A 16229-nucleotide genomic window follows, 5' to 3' on the forward strand; every position below is an offset into this window, starting at 1 on the left:
CGAACTGGTGCCGCGCCTAGCGCAGCGCCACGCTCATGCCGCCGTCGGCCATCACCACCGCGCCCACGATGTAGCTGGCTTTCTCCGACGCCAGAAACGCAATGACCTCCGCAATCTCGCGCGGTTCGGCCGCCCGCCGGATCGGCGCGTTCTTGCCATGCTCGGCCAGGAAGCCGGGACCGTCCGCATGGATGTGGTTGGTGATGTTGGTGACCACGTCGCCCGATCCCACGGCGTTCACGCGGATGCCGTGCTCGATGGCCTCCAGCGACAGGGCGCGGGTCAACTGCGCCAGCGCGCCCTTCGACGCGGCATAGGCCGCAATGGTCGGAAAGGCCTGGTAGCACGCATACGAACCGATGTTGACGATCGCGCCGCGGCCCGCCGGCGCCATGACGCGCATCGCTTCGCGCGAAAACAGGAAGGCGCCGGTGGCGTTTACGGCAAGGATGCCGTTCCAGTCGTCCAGCGTCATGTCGATCACCGGCTTGTTGATGATGACGCCCGCGTTGTTCACCAGGATGTCCAGCCTGCCGAAGCGGTCCATCGCGGTCTTGACTGCAAGCTCGGCGCTGTCTTCCCGCGAGATGTCGGCCACCAGGGGCTCGACGCCGGGCCGCGCCAGCGCGCACACAGCGTCATCCCGGTCCACCGCCACGACGCGGGCGCCCTGCGCGTGCAGGAGTTCCGTGGTGGCCAGGCCGATGCCGCTGGCGGCGCCGGTCACAATGGCGGTCTGGCCGGAAAAGGGTTGGTCTTTAGAAGTTGTCGCAGTCATGAGTGATTCCTTTGGATTGATCGTTCAATACGGACTGGCCGTCGGGCGCACCACCACTTCGCTGACGTCCACGTCGTCAGGCTGTTCGATGGCGTAGGCAATGGCGCGGGCAATGGCGTCCGGGTGCAGGGCCACGCGGCGGAACGACTGCATCGCCACGCGCGCGGTGTCGTCGGTGATGGTGTCGGCCAGTTCCGATTCGACGACGCCGGGGCACAACACGGTCACGCGAATCTTGTCGGTCTCCTGGCGCAAGCCATCCGAGATCGCACGGACCGCGAACTTGGTCGCGCAGTACACCGCCGCCGTCGGCGACACGGCGAGTCCGCCGATGGAAGACACGTTGATCACCTGTCCGTGTCCCTGGCGCTCCATGCCCGGCAACACGGCGGCGATGCCGTGCAGCACGCCGCGGATGTTCACGTCGATCATCCGATCCCACTCGTCCACCTTCAGCGAATTCAGCGGCGACAGCGGCATCACGCCCGCGTTGTTGACGATCACGTCCACCTGCCCGTAGGCCGCCTCGGCGCCGCGTACGAAGTCCCGCATGTCCTCGGCCGAAGTGACGTCCAGCGCGCGAAACGCTGCCGTGCCGCCGTTTGCCCGAATCTCTTGCACCAGTGTTTCCAGCCGGTCCGTGCGGCGCGCCCCCACATACACACGGTGGCCCTGCGCGGCCAGAAGCCGCGCCGAGGCCTCGCCGATGCCGCTGCTGGCGCCGGTGATCAGCACCACTTTGGATTGCCGGTTCTGAGTCGAAGTCATGGTTGTTTCTCCAAGTCGTTTACGTGACTGAAATGCTAAGGATTGCGGCGCCGCGCGCGAATACCTGCGTCTATCGCACCCTTGCCCATTCCTATCGCGCACCCTGTTCCGCCCCGGTTGACGCCGGTAGAATGTCCCCCACCGGAACCGAACCACGGATGCCCCATGACGCTGCCGTCCAATCCGCTGTCGCGCGAAATGATTGCGCTCATCGACCGCCTGGCGCCCAACGAGGGCTACAGCCTGTCCGCGCTGGACGGCGTGCGCTTCATGCGCTCTGACCGGCCGCTTGGCCGCACGCCGGTGCTTTACGAGCCCGGCATCGTGATCGTCTGCCAGGGCCGCAAGCTCGGCTTTCTGGGCGACGAAACCTACGTCTACGACGCGCAGCACTTTCTGGTGCTGTCCGTGCCCCTGCCCTTTTCCACGGAAACGCAGGCAAGCAAGGAAGAACCCATGCTCGCGGTGTCGATACGGATGGATCTGGCCACCGTGGCCGATCTGGTGGTGGCGATCGACAACCGCTCAGGCGATGGCTCCGAAGCCGCCGCAGGCACCGGCGCAGACACCCAAAACGGCGACGCGCCGCTCGGCATCGCTTCGACCCCGCTGTCCGTTGAGCTGGCCGACGCCACCGTGCGCCTCTTGCGTGCGTTGTGCCATCCACTCGATGCCGAGATCCTCGGCCCGGCGCTGGTGCGCGAGATCTGCTTTCGCGTCCTGAGCGGCGAGCAAGGCGGCGCGCTGCGCGCCGCGCTGGCGCACCCGGGACGCTTCGGCCGCGTCGCGCGTGCGCTGCGCCGCATCCATACGGACTATTCCCAGCCGCTGGACGTCACGCATCTGGCGCAAGAGGCCGGCATGAGCGTCCCGGCGTTTCACGTCAATTTCAAGGCGGTGACGCAGACCTCGCCCATCCAGTACATCAAGTCCACGCGGCTGCATCACGCCAGGCTCATGATGATCCGCGACGGGCTGACGGCCGCGTCGGCCTCGGCCCGCGTCGGCTACGAAAGCGCGTCGCAGTTCAGCCGCGAATTCAAGCGCTTCTTCGGCCGCACGCCAGTCGAGGAAGTGCGCGACATGAAGGCGTCATTCGCGCTGTCGCCCGCGGCCGCCATCGGCGATTTCGCGTCGCGGCACTGACGCTGGCCTGGCGCCCCATCGTGTAGCATTCGGCGCAACTGTTGCAACCCTCACGAATCACGATGTCCCACGACTCCCGCGCCATTGGCCTGCATCACAAGACCGCCCAGCAGATCCAGGATGAAACGCTTGCCGCCATTCATGGCTGGTTCGACAAGCTGAAAGCGCGCGATGACATCGACGCGATCGTGGCCCGCACGCCGCTGCAGGCCGGCATTCACAGCGAAATCCTGCTGGAGTACGAGCCCTCGCGCATCATGTTCGACGTCATGCCCAGCTGGGAGCCCGACGACGAGGACGGCCTGCGCGCCGAAGGCCGCAACGGCCCGCTCAGTCCCGAAGCCATCCACCAATCGCTGGCGCCCGTGCTGCGCGAGGCCGTGCTTGAACGCATCGCCCGGCTTGCCGGCAAACCGCACCTGGACCACCATTTCCGCTTTCGTGCGCAATTCCCGACCACCGAAGGCCGGCTGCGCCTGACACTGGTGGACCACACCGACGAGGCCAAGCAGCAAGGCCTGCGCGAGCGCGTGGCGCAATACGTGGACCACGAAGTGCTGAACGGCAGCCAGCCTACCGGCCGCCTGCACATCAGCCTGCTGTGCAGCCATCTTCTGAACGAACGCCTGTTTCCCGAGTTCGATTACCCCTGGCTGATCGCCGTCTTTGCGCGCGTGCTGGCGCTGAACGCGGGCCAGGAATCGCTGGCGGAGCAGCGCGGCGCCATCATCCATGCGCTACGGCGCTGGTCCGAAGAGCAATATCTGCCGCGCTATTTCGACGTGGCACAGAACGCCTTCCGCCAGAACACCTACACGCTCAAGCCCGGCGCAACGCTGGATCCCGGCGACCGCGGCATCGACCTGCTGCTCTACGCGGCAACGCTGATCCTGCGCTTTGAACCCGGCTATGCGCGGCCGCTTGGCTTGACCTTTCTGGAGCTGGCGCGCGACGTGGGCAGCGCGCGTGCCGCAGCGATGCTGGTCACCGGCAGCGGAGCGCTTGCGCCAGCATGCACGCGCCTGACACACGAACACGTGGACTGCGCCGCCAACGACGTACTTGCCACGGTGTCCGTCACCATCCGGCAGGAATCGGCGGCAGCCTATATCCAGGCGCTCGATTTCATCGCGAATGCGTTGCGCGCGGGCTTTCCCGCCGGTTACCGCATCGAATTGAAAAGTCGGGCACGCCACTACCTGCCCATCAAAGGCCTGGCCAAGTCCGACACGCATCGCTTCTTTGCCAACGCCGCGCAGCACCTCGAGGCGCACGATGCGCTGGAGAATTACGCGCGCGCCGCCATCCAGCCTTATGAGTGGTACACCGACTCGGAGGCCGAGAAGGCCTGCCTGTCGGGCACGTACGCGGCCTTCGCGCTGGGCCTGGCCGACGCCGGCCGCTTTGCGCTGCTGCGCCACTACATGGATCTGGTGGACGACGAACACCAGTCGGTGCAAGATCGCTACACCACCGTGTTCCTCGAACAGCATGGGCTGACGCCGGACACTCTTGCCACCGCCGTGGCATGCCTGTGCGTCTGCACGGATGGCTTCAAGCCGCCTGCCGGGTTCGCGATTGAAGATGCGCAGACACTCGCCCTGCTGGCTGACGCGCTGGCCGAGCTGCCCGAACACCACAGGGCGCATGTGCGCGAACGGCTGTACGGATCCGACAAGAAGTTGGCCGCGCTGGCGCGCAAGGCCGACGAGCCGAAAAAGGCGCTGCTGCTACGGCTGCTGGCGCAGTAAGCTCAGCCGTGCCGCGCGGCAGTTTTACGGGGACTTCCGCAGCGGTTGAATTATCCCGGTATCGCCGCATCAACACGCAATTTTCCTTGCGGACAAACCCGGCGAAATCATCATCGCGCGCAAATTTGCGACGATAATCGGCCCTGGGTTTGCCGCCATCACCGCACGTTCCTTGCGGCGCGCCCACCGCTTTGATCCGCAGCAGCGGTGCGCCGCCATGCCTTGCCGGCCGGCGCCACCTACAACCATGTGTGACACGTAGCAGCGATTACGTTTGAACCAGCGTTGGAGGCACGCCATGCCCGATCATCGAATCGCATTGCGCCGCGCCGTCGAGGCCGTCGATCATTTGACCGACCCCGAGCCGCCATGGCGCGACATTCTTGGCACGGCCCGCGATCTTGTCGGGGCCGACAGCGGAACGCTCATCGTGTTCGACGCCAGGAACGAACTGCTGACGCTGTCCGCCATCGGATTCTCCGACGCGTGCACCTCGGAATACCAGGAGCATTACTCCACCTGCGACATCCTTGAGCAGGACGGCCGCAATGCTCCCGCCGGCACCTGGCTGGACACCGCGCGGTTGTACGAGCCCGCGCAGTTGCACCGCACCGAGTTCTACGCGGACTTCATGGTCAGGCATCGCATGGAGCAACTGCTGTCGCTCATCATCGAATCGAACACCGTGCTGCACGCCGCGATCGGCTTTCAGCGTTCTTCCGTGGATGCCAAGGCGAGCGACCGGCTGCAATCCGGCGATTACGCGCGGTACTTCCGCGTGCTGCGCCATCAGTTGTCGCAACGCGAACGCAACCGCGCCATCGGCTGGAAGTCGCTGGAAAGCGCGTTTTCCGAGGTCAACGAAGCGGTGCTGCTGATCAGCGTGGATTGCATCGTCGACAAACTGTCGCCGCTGGCCGTGGGTTTTCTGGACGACGTGAACGGCTGGACGCTGCATGGCCGACGGCTGCGCCACGCGGACGCCAAGGTGCAGCGGCTGTTCGATGCGCACTGCGCCGCCGTGGCGGGCGACGGCCATATGCGTTCGATGGCCACGGCCTCCGGCTGGGGCGAGCTGTTCTGGGTGGACATCAGCACGGCGCCCCATGCGCTCAGCCTCATCGGTGGCCGGATGCTGCTGGTGCGCATGCGCAAGAAAAGCGCCTTCGCGATGCCGGACGTCACCAAGCTGCAATCGGTGTTCTCCATCACGCATGCCGAAGCCGCGGTGCTGGCCGGGCTGGCGGCCGGCCACAGCGTCGAGGAAGTGGCCACCTTGCGCCACGCCTCGGTCCTGACGGTGCGCAAGCAGGTGGCATCGTTGCTGACCAAGATGGAGTGCAGCCGCCAATCCGAACTGGTCCGCCTGGCGTCATTGCTGTAACACGAGCGGCCGCGCCGCGCGGCGTACTCAATTTTGAGTATGTGGCCTGCACCCATGCGGCCCTACGATGAGCATGAAGGCATGAGACCCGGGCCGCCACGCGCCCGTCGGGTCACCATCCCGTCTGCGCTCGCTATTCGGCAGGCCCGCAAACCGGCGCCTCCCGCCCCGCCCGCCCATGACTCCACCCATCCGGCCCCGCAGCTGCCCTCGGCCGTGCGGCGCCATCGCGCACGCCCGAACGACACCGGCCCCAACGCTGCGCCCCCACGCGACCACAAGGAGCCATTCATGAAGCCTGTCCTGCCATTCCGCGCCCTTATTCCCGCTGCGCTGGCGGCCTTTGCCCTGCTGTCCGGCCCCGCCGGCGCGCAGTCCGCCTCCACGGCGCCGACCACCGCGGCGCCCCCCTCGGACTTCACGCCCACCCGGGCTGACGTCGAACGCGACCTGGCTGCATGGCGCGAAGCCGGCCTGGAAGAACAATGGGCCGGCGAGGAAAGCCCGAACATCAACTCGCCCACGTATATCGAGGACTACAAGAAATACGAAACCACCATCCGGACCAGTGGAATGGGCCAGCCGGCATCGCAGCCGCAGAGCGGCTCGCAGCGCCGGTGGTGACATCTGCAACGCAGTGACGGCGCGCGACGGCGAGGCACCTTGCCCGCCGCGTGCCGCCGTGTTCGCAACCATTCGGCGGATCGGCTTGCATCTGGTAACTGGGCGGACACCATGGCCCTTTATCCTCCAGCCTCTTCTTTATCCGGCCCCCGCCTTTTGGCATGACCGATACCCGCTACATCGAAGACCTGCGGCGCGCCACGGCCAACATCGACACCATGACCGCCATCACCCACGCCCAGGCGCTGAAGAAACTCGCCGCCGACATCCTGGTCCAGACTTTGGATGAAGACCTTGCGCGCCTGCTGGCGGACACCATGGCGCGCGCCCGCCATGACGCCAGCATCGCGGCCAACCCGTCGGCCAGCGTGCTGGCGCCCCTGCTGCGCCGCTGGAATTGCGTGCTGCAGGCCGGCGACGACGCGGCCTCGCCCCTGTATCGCGACAAGACCGCCGTCGCGCTGGCCATCCTGCTGCACAAGTACGGCATCGCCGACGCCGGCATCGCGGACCGCGCAGATGCCGCCATCGACGCCCTGAACGATGCCGTGGCCCTGAGCGACGATTTTCATCGCAAGACCGCCGCCATCAAGACCGCCTTCCTGCACACGCCGCCCGCGCCGCTCAAGCGCGCCCCCGGCCTGCCCGACAGCCTGACGTTCTACCGCGCGGGCGACGTGGTGTCGTACCGGCTCGACGGCCATTACTACGCCGCCTATGTGCACCATTGCGCGCAAACCAATCAAAGCGCCGTCATTGAGTTCTACGACGCAGTCTTTGACCATGTGCCCGCCATCGACGAACTACGCGACAAGCCCGCCCGCGGCCGCCGCTACAACGACGGCAGCGTGCGGATCGAACGGATGTCAGTCGCCGGCATGAAGTTCATGCCGGATCCGGCCGGCCAGTTCGTGCTTATCAAGGCCTGCATGGAAACCCCGCCCGGCACCGCCCATCTGCGCGAGTCGGTTGGCCTGTATGCCGCGTCGGACGTCTTTGACCTGCAAGACAGCGTGGACAAGATGTTCGAGCGGAGCTGAACCTGCGCCAGCTCACGCCAGATACGACGCCACATCCTCCGGCGTCAGATAGCGTTTGAACGTCATGGACGGCTGCTGGGCTTCGTGTATCACGCCGTTGAATCCCGACCAGTTGCGCTTGGTCCCCTCGTCCGTTTCCAACGCGATCAGCACGCGCCTGCCGTGCCGGGACGGATGGTCGCGCAGCGCGGCTTCGCCCAAGGCCCACTTCAGCATGTTCTTCAGTTCGCCCCCGGCGTAGGCGCCGGCCTGCAGCCACTGGAAGTCGGCCGTGTCGCCGTCCATGTCCGGCGTGCGCGGAGGGATCTCCCGTTGCACGCCCAACGCCTGCGCGTGTTCGCCGATCAGGATCTGCAGCAGCGTGAAGGCGTGGAAGGTGTTGTTGATGGCATGGGCCTCGGCGACGAATCCGGTCCCGGATGCCGGCAGGACCACCACCAGTTCGTCTTCATAGCTCACCCGCGACGCCAGCCACAGGAAATGCAGCTGGTCGAACGGCAGGCTGTCGTTGACCGTGGCCATGGCATACAGCAAACCCATCAGCGCCTCATCGGCGATGAAAGCCTGGTGATTGCCGCGGTGGCGCAACAACATGGTCATCATGGGCAGCACCAGCACGTCGACGGCGGCCTGCAAGGCTTCGACCTCCCAGAACGCATCCTGCGGCACCTGCGCCAACCTGGCCTGCGCATCCCTCCAAGCCTGGCGATCGGCTTCCTCGACCTCGTCATCGTCGTCTTCGACTTCCTGCGCGCAGAACGGGCGCAGGCGTTGCAGCCAGTCGCGCAGCAGCGCGTGCAGCGTGGGAAACAGAATGGCGGGATCGGCGCCGCTTTCCACCAGCGAACCGCCCATCAGCGCCAGCGCCGCCGCATGGGAAGGATGCAGTTGCGGCAGAAGATCGGCGCATTCCTGGAGGGCCGCGGCGGTGTGCGCCGGGTTGCGGGCATGGGTCAAAAAGGCGCCAACTTCGGGCCGCTGGAAGAATTGCTCCATCGACTCCAGGTCATCGGCGGCAAGGATGGGACGGGACAGGCTGCGTGCGAGGTCGGAGATCGGCATGAATGAATGGCTAGTTGCGGTGACGGCGGAACTGGGGCGCGCCGACGATATTCGGGGCGCCCGAGTTTACCGGCCGGCTCGCGATGTCGTGACCAAAAATTTCATGCCTGCGCGCGCATTTTGCGGACCGGCTATCAGCCGGCTGCGCTTCCCCCAGTGGGCGGTGTTCAACGAAGCGTTACAAGTCCTGCCAGATCTAATCAAATAAAACAGTTCTCCACACGCTTCTGCTTTAGTTGTAGTCGCTGCATGGTGTTGCGTTCGGCGCGGCTTCCAGCGTCCTGCGTACCGCCGGCAGAGAAAAGATCAATAACCGGAGGAGAAGTCTATGCGTACGTTCAAGCGCAGGGCCGCCGCATTGCTGGCAAGCGGCCTGATCGCAGTGCTGGCGGGTTGCGCCTCGCCAGGCGGCAAGAAGGACACGATTGCCATGGCGGGGCTGTCGCAGCCCGTGGAGATCGTCAGGGACAGACACGGCGTATCCCACATCTACGCCAAGAACCAGGCGGACCTGTTCTTTGCCCAGGGATTTTCGGCCGCACGCGACCGCCTGTGGCAACTGGACCTATGGCGCCGCCAGGGCGAAGGCAAGATGGCCGAACAATTCGGCCCGCGCTTCGTCGAGCAGGACCGCGCCGCGCGCCTTTTCCTGTACCGCGGCGACATGCAGGCGGAATTCGCCAGCTACCACCCCGAAGGCCAGGCCATCCTCACCGCGTTCGCCAACGGCATCAACGCCTACGTGAACTGGGTAAAGGCCAATCCCGACCAGCTTCCGCCGGAATTCAAGCTGACAGGCACCGAGCCCGGCTACTGGAGTCCGGAGACCTCGCTGATCCGCATCTACGGCCTGACGCGCAACGTCAGCGAGGAAGTGCGGATGTCCGAGCAGATCGCCGCATTGGGCCTGAACACCGTTCAGGGGCTGAGCACCTTCGAGCCGCCGTTGGCGCTGCAGGTGCCGGCCGGCCTGGATGTGCGTCAGATCAACAAGTCCGTTCTGAGCACCTACCGGCTGGCGCGGGACGGCCAGAAGTTCGAGGCGGGCGACTTCCCGCGCAGCCCGCTTGCCGCGGATGAACGCGTCAAGCTGGCCAGCGCGTTGTCCGAGGGCAGGCTCGCGTCGCTGGATCCGGCCTTCGATCCGCTGGCGCCGCGCTACGAAAGCAACAACTGGACGCTGAGCGGCGAACGCACCGCCACCGGCAAGCCCATCCTGGCGGGCGACCCGCACCGCTCCATCACGATGCCGTCGCTGCGCTACATGGTGCACCTGAATGCGCCCGGCTGGAATGTGATCGGCGCGGGCGAACCGTCATTGCCCGGCGTCTCGATGGGGCACAACGACCGCATCGCGTTCGGCCTGACCATCTTCGCGTTCGGCGACGAGGAAGACCTGTACGTCTACGACACCAACCCCGCGAATCCCGGCGAATACCGCTACCAGGGCCGCTGGGAAAAGATGCGCCAGATCGACGAGAACATCCCGGTGCGCGGCGCGTCGCCCGCCATGCGAAGCCTGAAGTTCACGCGTCACGGACCCGTCATCCATGAAGACCCGGTGCGGCGCAAGGCCTACGCCCTGCGCGCCGCCTACCTGGAATTCCCGGGCACGGCCGCCTATCTGGCCAGCCTGCGCTTGAATCAGGCGCAGAACTGGAACGAATTCGTGGCCGGCATGGAAAAGCACTACACGCCCAGCGAAAACATGGTGTATGCCGACGTAGACGGCAACATCGGCTGGTTCGGCGGCAGCATCGCGCCCATCCGTCCGCGCAACGACTGGTCCGGCATGCTACCCGTGCCCGGCAATGGCGATTTCGAATGGCGCGGCGTGCTGCCCGGCAGCTCCCTGCCCCGTGCCTTCAATCCGCCCGAGGGCTATGTCGCCACGGCCAACGAGTACAACCTGCCCGCCAACTATCCGTACAAGGACATGTCGGCGCGCACCTGGGCCGAACCCTTCCGCATCCAGCGAATCCGCGAGGTCGTGGCCGACGGCAAGGGGCTGACCGTGCAGCAGTCTCAGGACCTGCAGTTCGACAACCTGTCGATTCCTGCCCGCACGCTGGGCGGCTACGCCAAATCGTTGAATTCGGCGGACGCAAACATCGGGTCGGCGCTGAGCCTGCTGAAGGACTGGGACTATCGCATGGCCACGGACTCCCGGGCCGCCACGGTCTACGCCTTCTGGCTGCCCGAGGTCGTCAAGCGCGTGACCGACCTGTATGTGCCGGCAAACGGGCGCGCGGCGTTCGGCGAGCTTTCCACCCGCAAGACCCTGGAAAAGCTGGCCACGCCCGATGCCGCCTTTGGTCCTCGTCCGGATCAGGGCCGCGACGCCCTGCTGTTGCAGGCGCTGGCAGATGGCCTCACGAAGCTCACCGCGAAGATGGGGCCGGATTCGAAGCAATGGCAGTGGGGCAAGCTGCACCACATCCAGTTCGATCACAGTCTGGCCAGCCTGCTGCCGCCGGACACCGCGAAGGCGTGGGGCACGCCGCGCTATCCGGTCGGCGGCGACAACGACACGGTGCACCGCGCGACGTTCCGCAATAGCGACTACCGCGTGACCAGCGGCGCGTCGTACCGCCAGGTGATCGACGTGGCCGACTGGGACAACTCGCGCGTGCAGAACGTGCCGGGCCAATCGGCGGATCCGCGCAGCCCGCATTACCAGGACCTGCTGAAAGGCTGGTCGACGGGCGAGTATTTCCCGATGGCATTCAGCCGGGCAAAGGTGGACAGCCAGCGGTCGGACACGCTGACGCTGCAGCCGGCGGGTAAGTGAGCTGAGTTCCCGGCTGTTTTGTCGGGCTGCTTGCTTGGGACGGTGTCAGACACCCGTCGGAGATGGTCGTCAGCCTGCGGCGGCGTCTCAATGGGTGTCTGACACCTGGGTCCGAGTGTGTGGCGGCGTCACAACGGGTGTCTGACACCGGGGTCAATGAACCGCTGGATTCAACCCGGGCCTGCGCCCTTGATGTTTGTCATTTCGCGCCGTTATCCGCGGGCGGAGAATGCCGTCATGACCCTCTATCCCGCGCTGCTCATCCTGCACCTGCTTGCGGCCTTCCTGTTTGTCGGCACGGTGACGTTCGAGGTGCTGTTCCTTGAACCGGTGCACCGGCGCCTGCCGGCCGACGTGCGCAAGGCGCTGGGCAGCCAGCTCGGGCCGCGCGTGCGTTCGGTGGTGCCGTGGTCGGTGGTGGTGCTGTATCTGGCGGGGTTGGGACTGGCCTGGCAGCACCGCGGCGCGCTGTCCGCGCCGCTGGCCTCATCGTTCGGCCTGCTGCTTTCCATCAAGATCGCGCTGGCGGTCAGCGTGCTGGTTCATGTGGCAACCGCGCTGGTGATGGCCCGCCGGCGCAAGCTCACCGGCGCGCTGCAAGGCCGGCTGCACCTGAGCGTGTTCTGCCACATGCTCGCCATCGTGGTGCTGGCCAAGGCGATGTTCTACATCACCTGGTGATCGGGCCCAAGGGCGCTAACCGCGCTGATCGCGCTAACGCCCCCCTCGCTTACTTGCGTTTGCCCGATGCGTCCTGCTCCACCACCATGTCCAGCACGTAAACCTTGGACGGCGCATCGGCGGGCGGGTTCTTCCAGTCGTAGCGCTTGACCCGCAGCACGGTGCGCACGCCGTCCTGGTGCTCAAACCCCTCGATCGACTGGTACAACGGTTGCCACTTGTCCGGCGCCGGCAACGCGATGCCGGCGTCGTTGAACTTGCGTTCACGCACCATCAGGCACTGGTAATGCGGAATCATCGGATGGCTGCATTCGGCGCGCTTGGCCGCCACTTCCAGGAACATGATCTGGCCCGCGCTGCCGTACAGCGTTTCCGGCGTGGGTTCGCCCACGAACTTCAGCACGCTGCCGTCCTGCGTCGTGAGGTCCAGCGCCGGCTCGGCCTTGTCGCCCGACAGCGTCACGCGCAGATCGCCCTTCAGACGCTGGCCGATCTCGGCATCGAGCTGCATCAGGCTTTGTTCGCATGCCTTCATGGTCGACGCGAGGTTCGCGATGGTCAGCACGCCGTTCTTGTACGTGTATCCGCCAAACTGCGCATTGCAGCCTCCGCGGATGTTCACGCCGTCGTCCTTGAAGGTAAGCCGCACCTGATGCTCGACGCCCTTTTGCAGCGCGGCGATGGACTTGCCCGCGGCATCGGTGGCGGCGGTCAGGCGCCAGTGGTAGGCGCTCAGGCTGGCCTGAGTGGAAGCGGATGTAGTGGCGGACGTGGCGGCCGACGTGGTGGCGGAATCAGGCATGGCGGACGATCCTTCGCGGGGAGAGGTCGTGGGCGCGCAGGCAGACAGCAGCGCCGCACAAACGGATGCAAGAAGGATGGTTTTTTTCATGATTGGTTCCTGTCAGCCGCGTGGCCCTGATGAAAAGCGGGATTCTACGTCCGTGGCGTGGACGGAATTACCGCTGCGCGGAGCAGTCCGTTTCCAAATCTTGCGGCCGATCAGCTCCCGGGCGGCCCGATTGAAACGTCCGCGCGCCGCGTGCTGCACACGGGAAATGTCCATCCTGCGGGCGCGGCCAAGCCCTCACGGCCGGCGCGCGCGCAATTACAGTCTGACACCTTCCTCGTCTGACACCTGCGCGGCAGCGCCCGCCAGCAAGCGCTACTTTTCCTCGGGATACACCGGGCTCGCCAGGCAAGCCTGCGCCCATTCGTAGTCGTCGGTGTCGAAGATGTCGCCGTCGATCTTCGGCAGCGGCGTGTCGGCATAACTGAAATCAGGCTTTGCCGGGGATCGGTTCCAACGGGTCTTGCCATTGCCGTCGTCGCACGCCTCATCGGCGCTGCTGAACGAGCACGACGCGATGACCTTGGGCTTGCCATTCACCACGTTGGCCACGTAGCGCTTCGTGTAGACGCCGCCGGAAGCCCAGTACTCGTCGATCGAGCAGACGCGGTCATTGTGCTGGTAATGGCGGGTCGCAAAGCAGGAGTAGTTGTTGTAGTCGGGCGGCAGCACGTCGCACGAGGACGCGAAACCGGCAAACGGACCGCCCGTGAACTGCGCCCGGAACTTGCGCTGTTCCAGCGCCCGCGCGATCAGGACCGGGGTGTCAGATCCCTTGGCCTTTTCCTTGAACTCGGCGCTGCGCGCAAGCATCAGGCTGCGCGCGGCCTGTGCGGGGGTTTTGCCGTCGGGCAGGAGGTCGGGCGACTCGATCAATCTTTCCAGTGCGTTGTCGCGCGCCGCCAGCCAACGCTTCTGGCCGTCGACCAGCATGGTGCGTATCTCGGCATCGGGCGCGGCTTTCAATAGCGCGCTGTAGCTGCGATTCAATTCCGCATCGGCGGACACCGCGCCGCGATCGGCGCAGATCAGCTTCTCGACGCCGGTGGAGGCCTTCTTGCAATCAATGGCCAACGCGGGCGCGGACAATGCGAACAAGCCAGCCAGGGACAACAACCGTAGTGCGGGAATTCCAGGTTTCATCGGATTCTTCTCGGGTTCGATGGCGGTTGGACAGCCCGCAATTCTGGCATGAAACCGCCCCCGCGCCGAAAACGGCAAGCCGCCGATCGCCCTTCCCGTTCGCGATCGGCGGCGTCGTCAACGCGCGCTACAGCGCCGACGCCATCGCCAGCCGTTCCGCGTAATGCGGTATCGACAGACGCTCGACGACGGCCTGCTGTTGCGCGCCGAACACGTCGCGCTCATCCGGCGAAGCCGAAATGTTCGGGCGGTCGATGGTCAGCTTGATGGCGTTGCAGCTATCCACAAAGAACGTGCCGACCACGCGCTCGGGCGCCACGCCCAGCACCCGAGCCACGTTGGCCGGGCAGAACACGTTCGAGCGCAATGCGGCCTCGTAATCGGCGGCCGAGTTAAACACGATGTCGAACGTCAGCCGGTTGATGCCCGCGTCCTTGCTGCGGACCACCACGGCCATGTCGAGCAGCGGCTGTTCGCGCTGGGGCGTGCCTTCGGGCGGCGCATCGGCGATCAGGGACAGCGTGCGATCGTCCAGGTTGCCCGTGTATTCCGTGATGCCGATGTCGTAATACCGCGGCCGGCCGGATCCGCTTTCCGTCCACGTTGCGCCGTTGGCGCGGAAGTACGTGATCGGGAACATGCGGTTCTTGATGATGTCCTCGTTCAGCAGCAGGTGGTACAGCGTCCATTCGTAGGCATCGCCGGCATCCATGTCCAGCCGCGAGCCGTCGCGCGCGGCGGCCAGCGAAAGCAGACGTTGCAGTTCCGCGTGATGGCGATCGGCAAGCACGCGAGGATCCCGGTCGATGGTGCGCACCAGCGCGACCGGATGGCTCGCGTCTGCCTCATGGATTTTCCACGTTGCGGCGCGCAGCGCGTCCGGAAATTCCGCCTGGACCAGCGTGATGACCGCGTCCTTGATCATCGGGTAATTGGCCTGAAATACCGGATCGCGCGTGCCGCTGGGAACCACTGCGCCGTACTGCCCGTCCTCGCGCCGGAAGCTCACCAGATTGGGCGACAGCGGATAGGCGATGTTGCCGGCCGTGGCCTTGCGGCCCGCGTAACCATAGTGGATCAGATAGTGGGTCAGCAGGCTGGCCAGCGTTTCGGCGGCCTGCGGCGTCGCCGCGCACGTTTCGACGATCAGGCCCAGCTCCTTTTCGCCCTCGCGCAGCGGTACGGCCTGGACGCCATTGCGGCCATAGACCAGCACGTCGCCAGGCACACGCGGCAGGTCCGCGGGATCCAGGTGAACCAGCGACACCTTGCGCTTGCCCAGCCGCCGCGCGCCCTCCAGCTTGATGCTCCACGGCCACGGCTTGCCGGCATGCACGAACTGGCTGTTGCGGATGCCGGCGGTGCGGGCGTCGCGCGCGAAGAATTCCGTGTGTTCCATCGCCAGGATGCCTTCGGGATAGAACTGCAGTTGCGGATGGCTTTCCTCGTAGAGCGAGTGCGCCGCAATCGAATACGGCGTGCAGCGCCGTCCCGAGTCCGGCGCCACGAAAAGCGCCGTGCCGTCGTCGTAGATTTCGGCGACCAGGCAATCGGACGGCGAGCCCGGATCGCAGGCCAGCGCGCCGCATTCCAGCACGTGGCCAACGTGGTACGCCAGACCCGGGTCGATGCCGCGGCGGATCATGTCGGACGCGAACAGCGCGATGTCGCACGCGCGGCCGGCCAGCACATACTTCGCGCCGCTTTCCAGCGCGGTGATGAGAGGATGCACGCCCATCTGACCCACGATGGTGCTCTCTTCGAGCGCCGCTGCATCCAGCTCCGGCCCGGCGCCCGTGGGCCGAAGCGCGCCCGCGCGGAATTCGCGGATCACGCTGGCCGGGTCCAGCTCGGACCGGATGACCGCCACGGTTCGGTCCGCCACCCCCAGCTCGTCAAACACTTCCTTGGCGACGTCGATCATCCAGTCCAGGTTGCGGTTGCCGCCCGCCATGCCGCAGCTTCCCAGGATGACCGGACCCTCGATGCGTTCGCCCGCCTCGACCATGTGGCGAAAGTCCGCCTTCACGGCCTCGCGTTCGAAGTACTCGGTTCCCGTGCCCAGGTAATAGGGGCCGGCGTCCATCGATCCCGCATCCGAGATCACGGCGTCGATCCGCCCTTCCAGCGCCTTTTGCAGCGATTCACGGGGAAATCCATATCCCAGCGCGCCGCACGCGGACACCACGCGATAAACCAGCTTTGCCATCA

The 16229-nt window shown here is 65.8% G+C and carries 14 protein-coding genes; 8 read left to right on the forward strand and 6 right to left on the reverse strand.

Annotation, left to right across the window (positions count from 1 at the left end; genetic code table 11):
- Positions 1–16: 16 nt before the first annotated feature.
- Together ASD71_RS19465 and ASD71_RS19470 are read right to left on the reverse strand one after the other, a co-directional pair.
- Entirely contained in the window at positions 17–778 is a 762-nt protein-coding gene (locus ASD71_RS19465; protein WP_056568382.1) for an SDR family NAD(P)-dependent oxidoreductase, read from the reverse strand.
- Between the two features lie 24 nt (positions 779–802).
- A complete protein-coding gene (locus ASD71_RS19470; protein ID WP_056568385.1) occupies positions 803–1546 on the reverse strand; it encodes an SDR family oxidoreductase in 744 nt (247 codons plus the stop codon).
- Between the two features lie 165 nt (positions 1547–1711).
- Between ASD71_RS19470 and ASD71_RS19475 the strand changes: the two genes are divergently transcribed.
- From ASD71_RS19475 to ASD71_RS19495, 5 genes are all read left to right on the forward strand, one after another.
- Positions 1712–2692, forward strand: a complete 981-nt coding sequence (locus tag ASD71_RS19475; protein ID WP_056568388.1) for an AraC family transcriptional regulator — start codon at positions 1712–1714, stop codon at positions 2690–2692.
- Positions 2693–2754: 62 nt separating this feature from the next.
- Positions 2755–4443, forward strand: coding sequence for a DUF6138 family protein (locus ASD71_RS19480; protein ID WP_056568390.1), 1689 nt, complete (start codon positions 2755–2757; stop codon positions 4441–4443).
- 298 nt (positions 4444–4741) lie between these two features.
- On the forward strand, positions 4742–5827 hold the full coding sequence (locus ASD71_RS19485; protein WP_056568393.1) for a LuxR C-terminal-related transcriptional regulator: 1086 nt from the start codon (positions 4742–4744) through the stop codon (positions 5825–5827).
- A 291-nt stretch (positions 5828–6118) separates the two neighbouring features.
- A complete protein-coding gene (locus ASD71_RS19490) occupies positions 6119–6451 on the forward strand; it encodes a DUF4148 domain-containing protein (RefSeq protein WP_056568395.1) in 333 nt (110 codons plus the stop codon).
- Positions 6452–6612: 161 nt separating this feature from the next.
- Positions 6613–7491 carry a hypothetical protein gene (locus ASD71_RS19495; protein WP_235512251.1) on the forward strand — a complete coding sequence of 293 codons (879 nt, stop codon included), beginning with the start codon at positions 6613–6615 and terminating at the stop codon, positions 7489–7491.
- A gap of 12 nt (positions 7492–7503) precedes the next feature.
- On the opposite strand, the gene ASD71_RS19500 is transcribed toward ASD71_RS19495, so the two are convergent.
- Positions 7504–8553 carry a hypothetical protein gene (locus ASD71_RS19500; RefSeq protein ID WP_056568397.1) on the reverse strand — a complete coding sequence of 350 codons (1050 nt, stop codon included), beginning with the start codon at positions 8551–8553 and terminating at the stop codon, positions 7504–7506.
- Between ASD71_RS19500 and ASD71_RS19505 the strand changes: the two genes are divergently transcribed.
- The 3 genes from ASD71_RS19505 (at position 8552) to ASD71_RS19515 (ending at position 12025) form a co-directional block, all read left to right on the forward strand.
- On the forward strand, positions 8552–8761 hold the full coding sequence (locus tag ASD71_RS19505; RefSeq protein WP_056568400.1) for a hypothetical protein: 210 nt from the start codon (positions 8552–8554) through the stop codon (positions 8759–8761). The two genes, ASD71_RS19500 and ASD71_RS19505, sit on opposite strands and share 2 nt — an antisense overlap.
- A gap of 120 nt (positions 8762–8881) precedes the next feature.
- Positions 8882–11344, forward strand: coding sequence for a penicillin acylase family protein (locus tag ASD71_RS19510; RefSeq protein WP_056568403.1), 2463 nt, complete (start codon positions 8882–8884; stop codon positions 11342–11344).
- A gap of 237 nt (positions 11345–11581) precedes the next feature.
- On the forward strand, positions 11582–12025 hold the full coding sequence (locus ASD71_RS19515) for a CopD family copper resistance protein (protein ID WP_056569476.1): 444 nt from the start codon (positions 11582–11584) through the stop codon (positions 12023–12025).
- Between the two features lie 49 nt (positions 12026–12074).
- On the opposite strand, the gene ASD71_RS19520 is transcribed toward ASD71_RS19515, so the two are convergent.
- The 3 genes from ASD71_RS19520 to ASD71_RS19530 form a co-directional block, all read right to left on the reverse strand.
- A complete protein-coding gene (locus ASD71_RS19520) occupies positions 12075–12917 on the reverse strand; it encodes an META and DUF4377 domain-containing protein (protein ID WP_056568406.1) in 843 nt (280 codons plus the stop codon).
- 273 nt (positions 12918–13190) lie between these two features.
- Positions 13191–14018 carry a lysozyme inhibitor LprI family protein gene (locus ASD71_RS19525; RefSeq protein ID WP_056568409.1) on the reverse strand — a complete coding sequence of 276 codons (828 nt, stop codon included), beginning with the start codon at positions 14016–14018 and terminating at the stop codon, positions 13191–13193.
- 127 nt (positions 14019–14145) lie between these two features.
- A complete protein-coding gene (locus ASD71_RS19530) occupies positions 14146–16227 on the reverse strand; it encodes a DUF4387 family protein (RefSeq protein WP_056568412.1) in 2082 nt (693 codons plus the stop codon).
- Positions 16228–16229 lie beyond the last annotated feature (2 nt).

The sequence above is a fragment of the Achromobacter sp. Root565 genome, assembly GCF_001427425.1.
GTDB lineage: Bacteria > Pseudomonadota > Gammaproteobacteria > Burkholderiales > Burkholderiaceae_B > Achromobacter > Achromobacter spanius_D.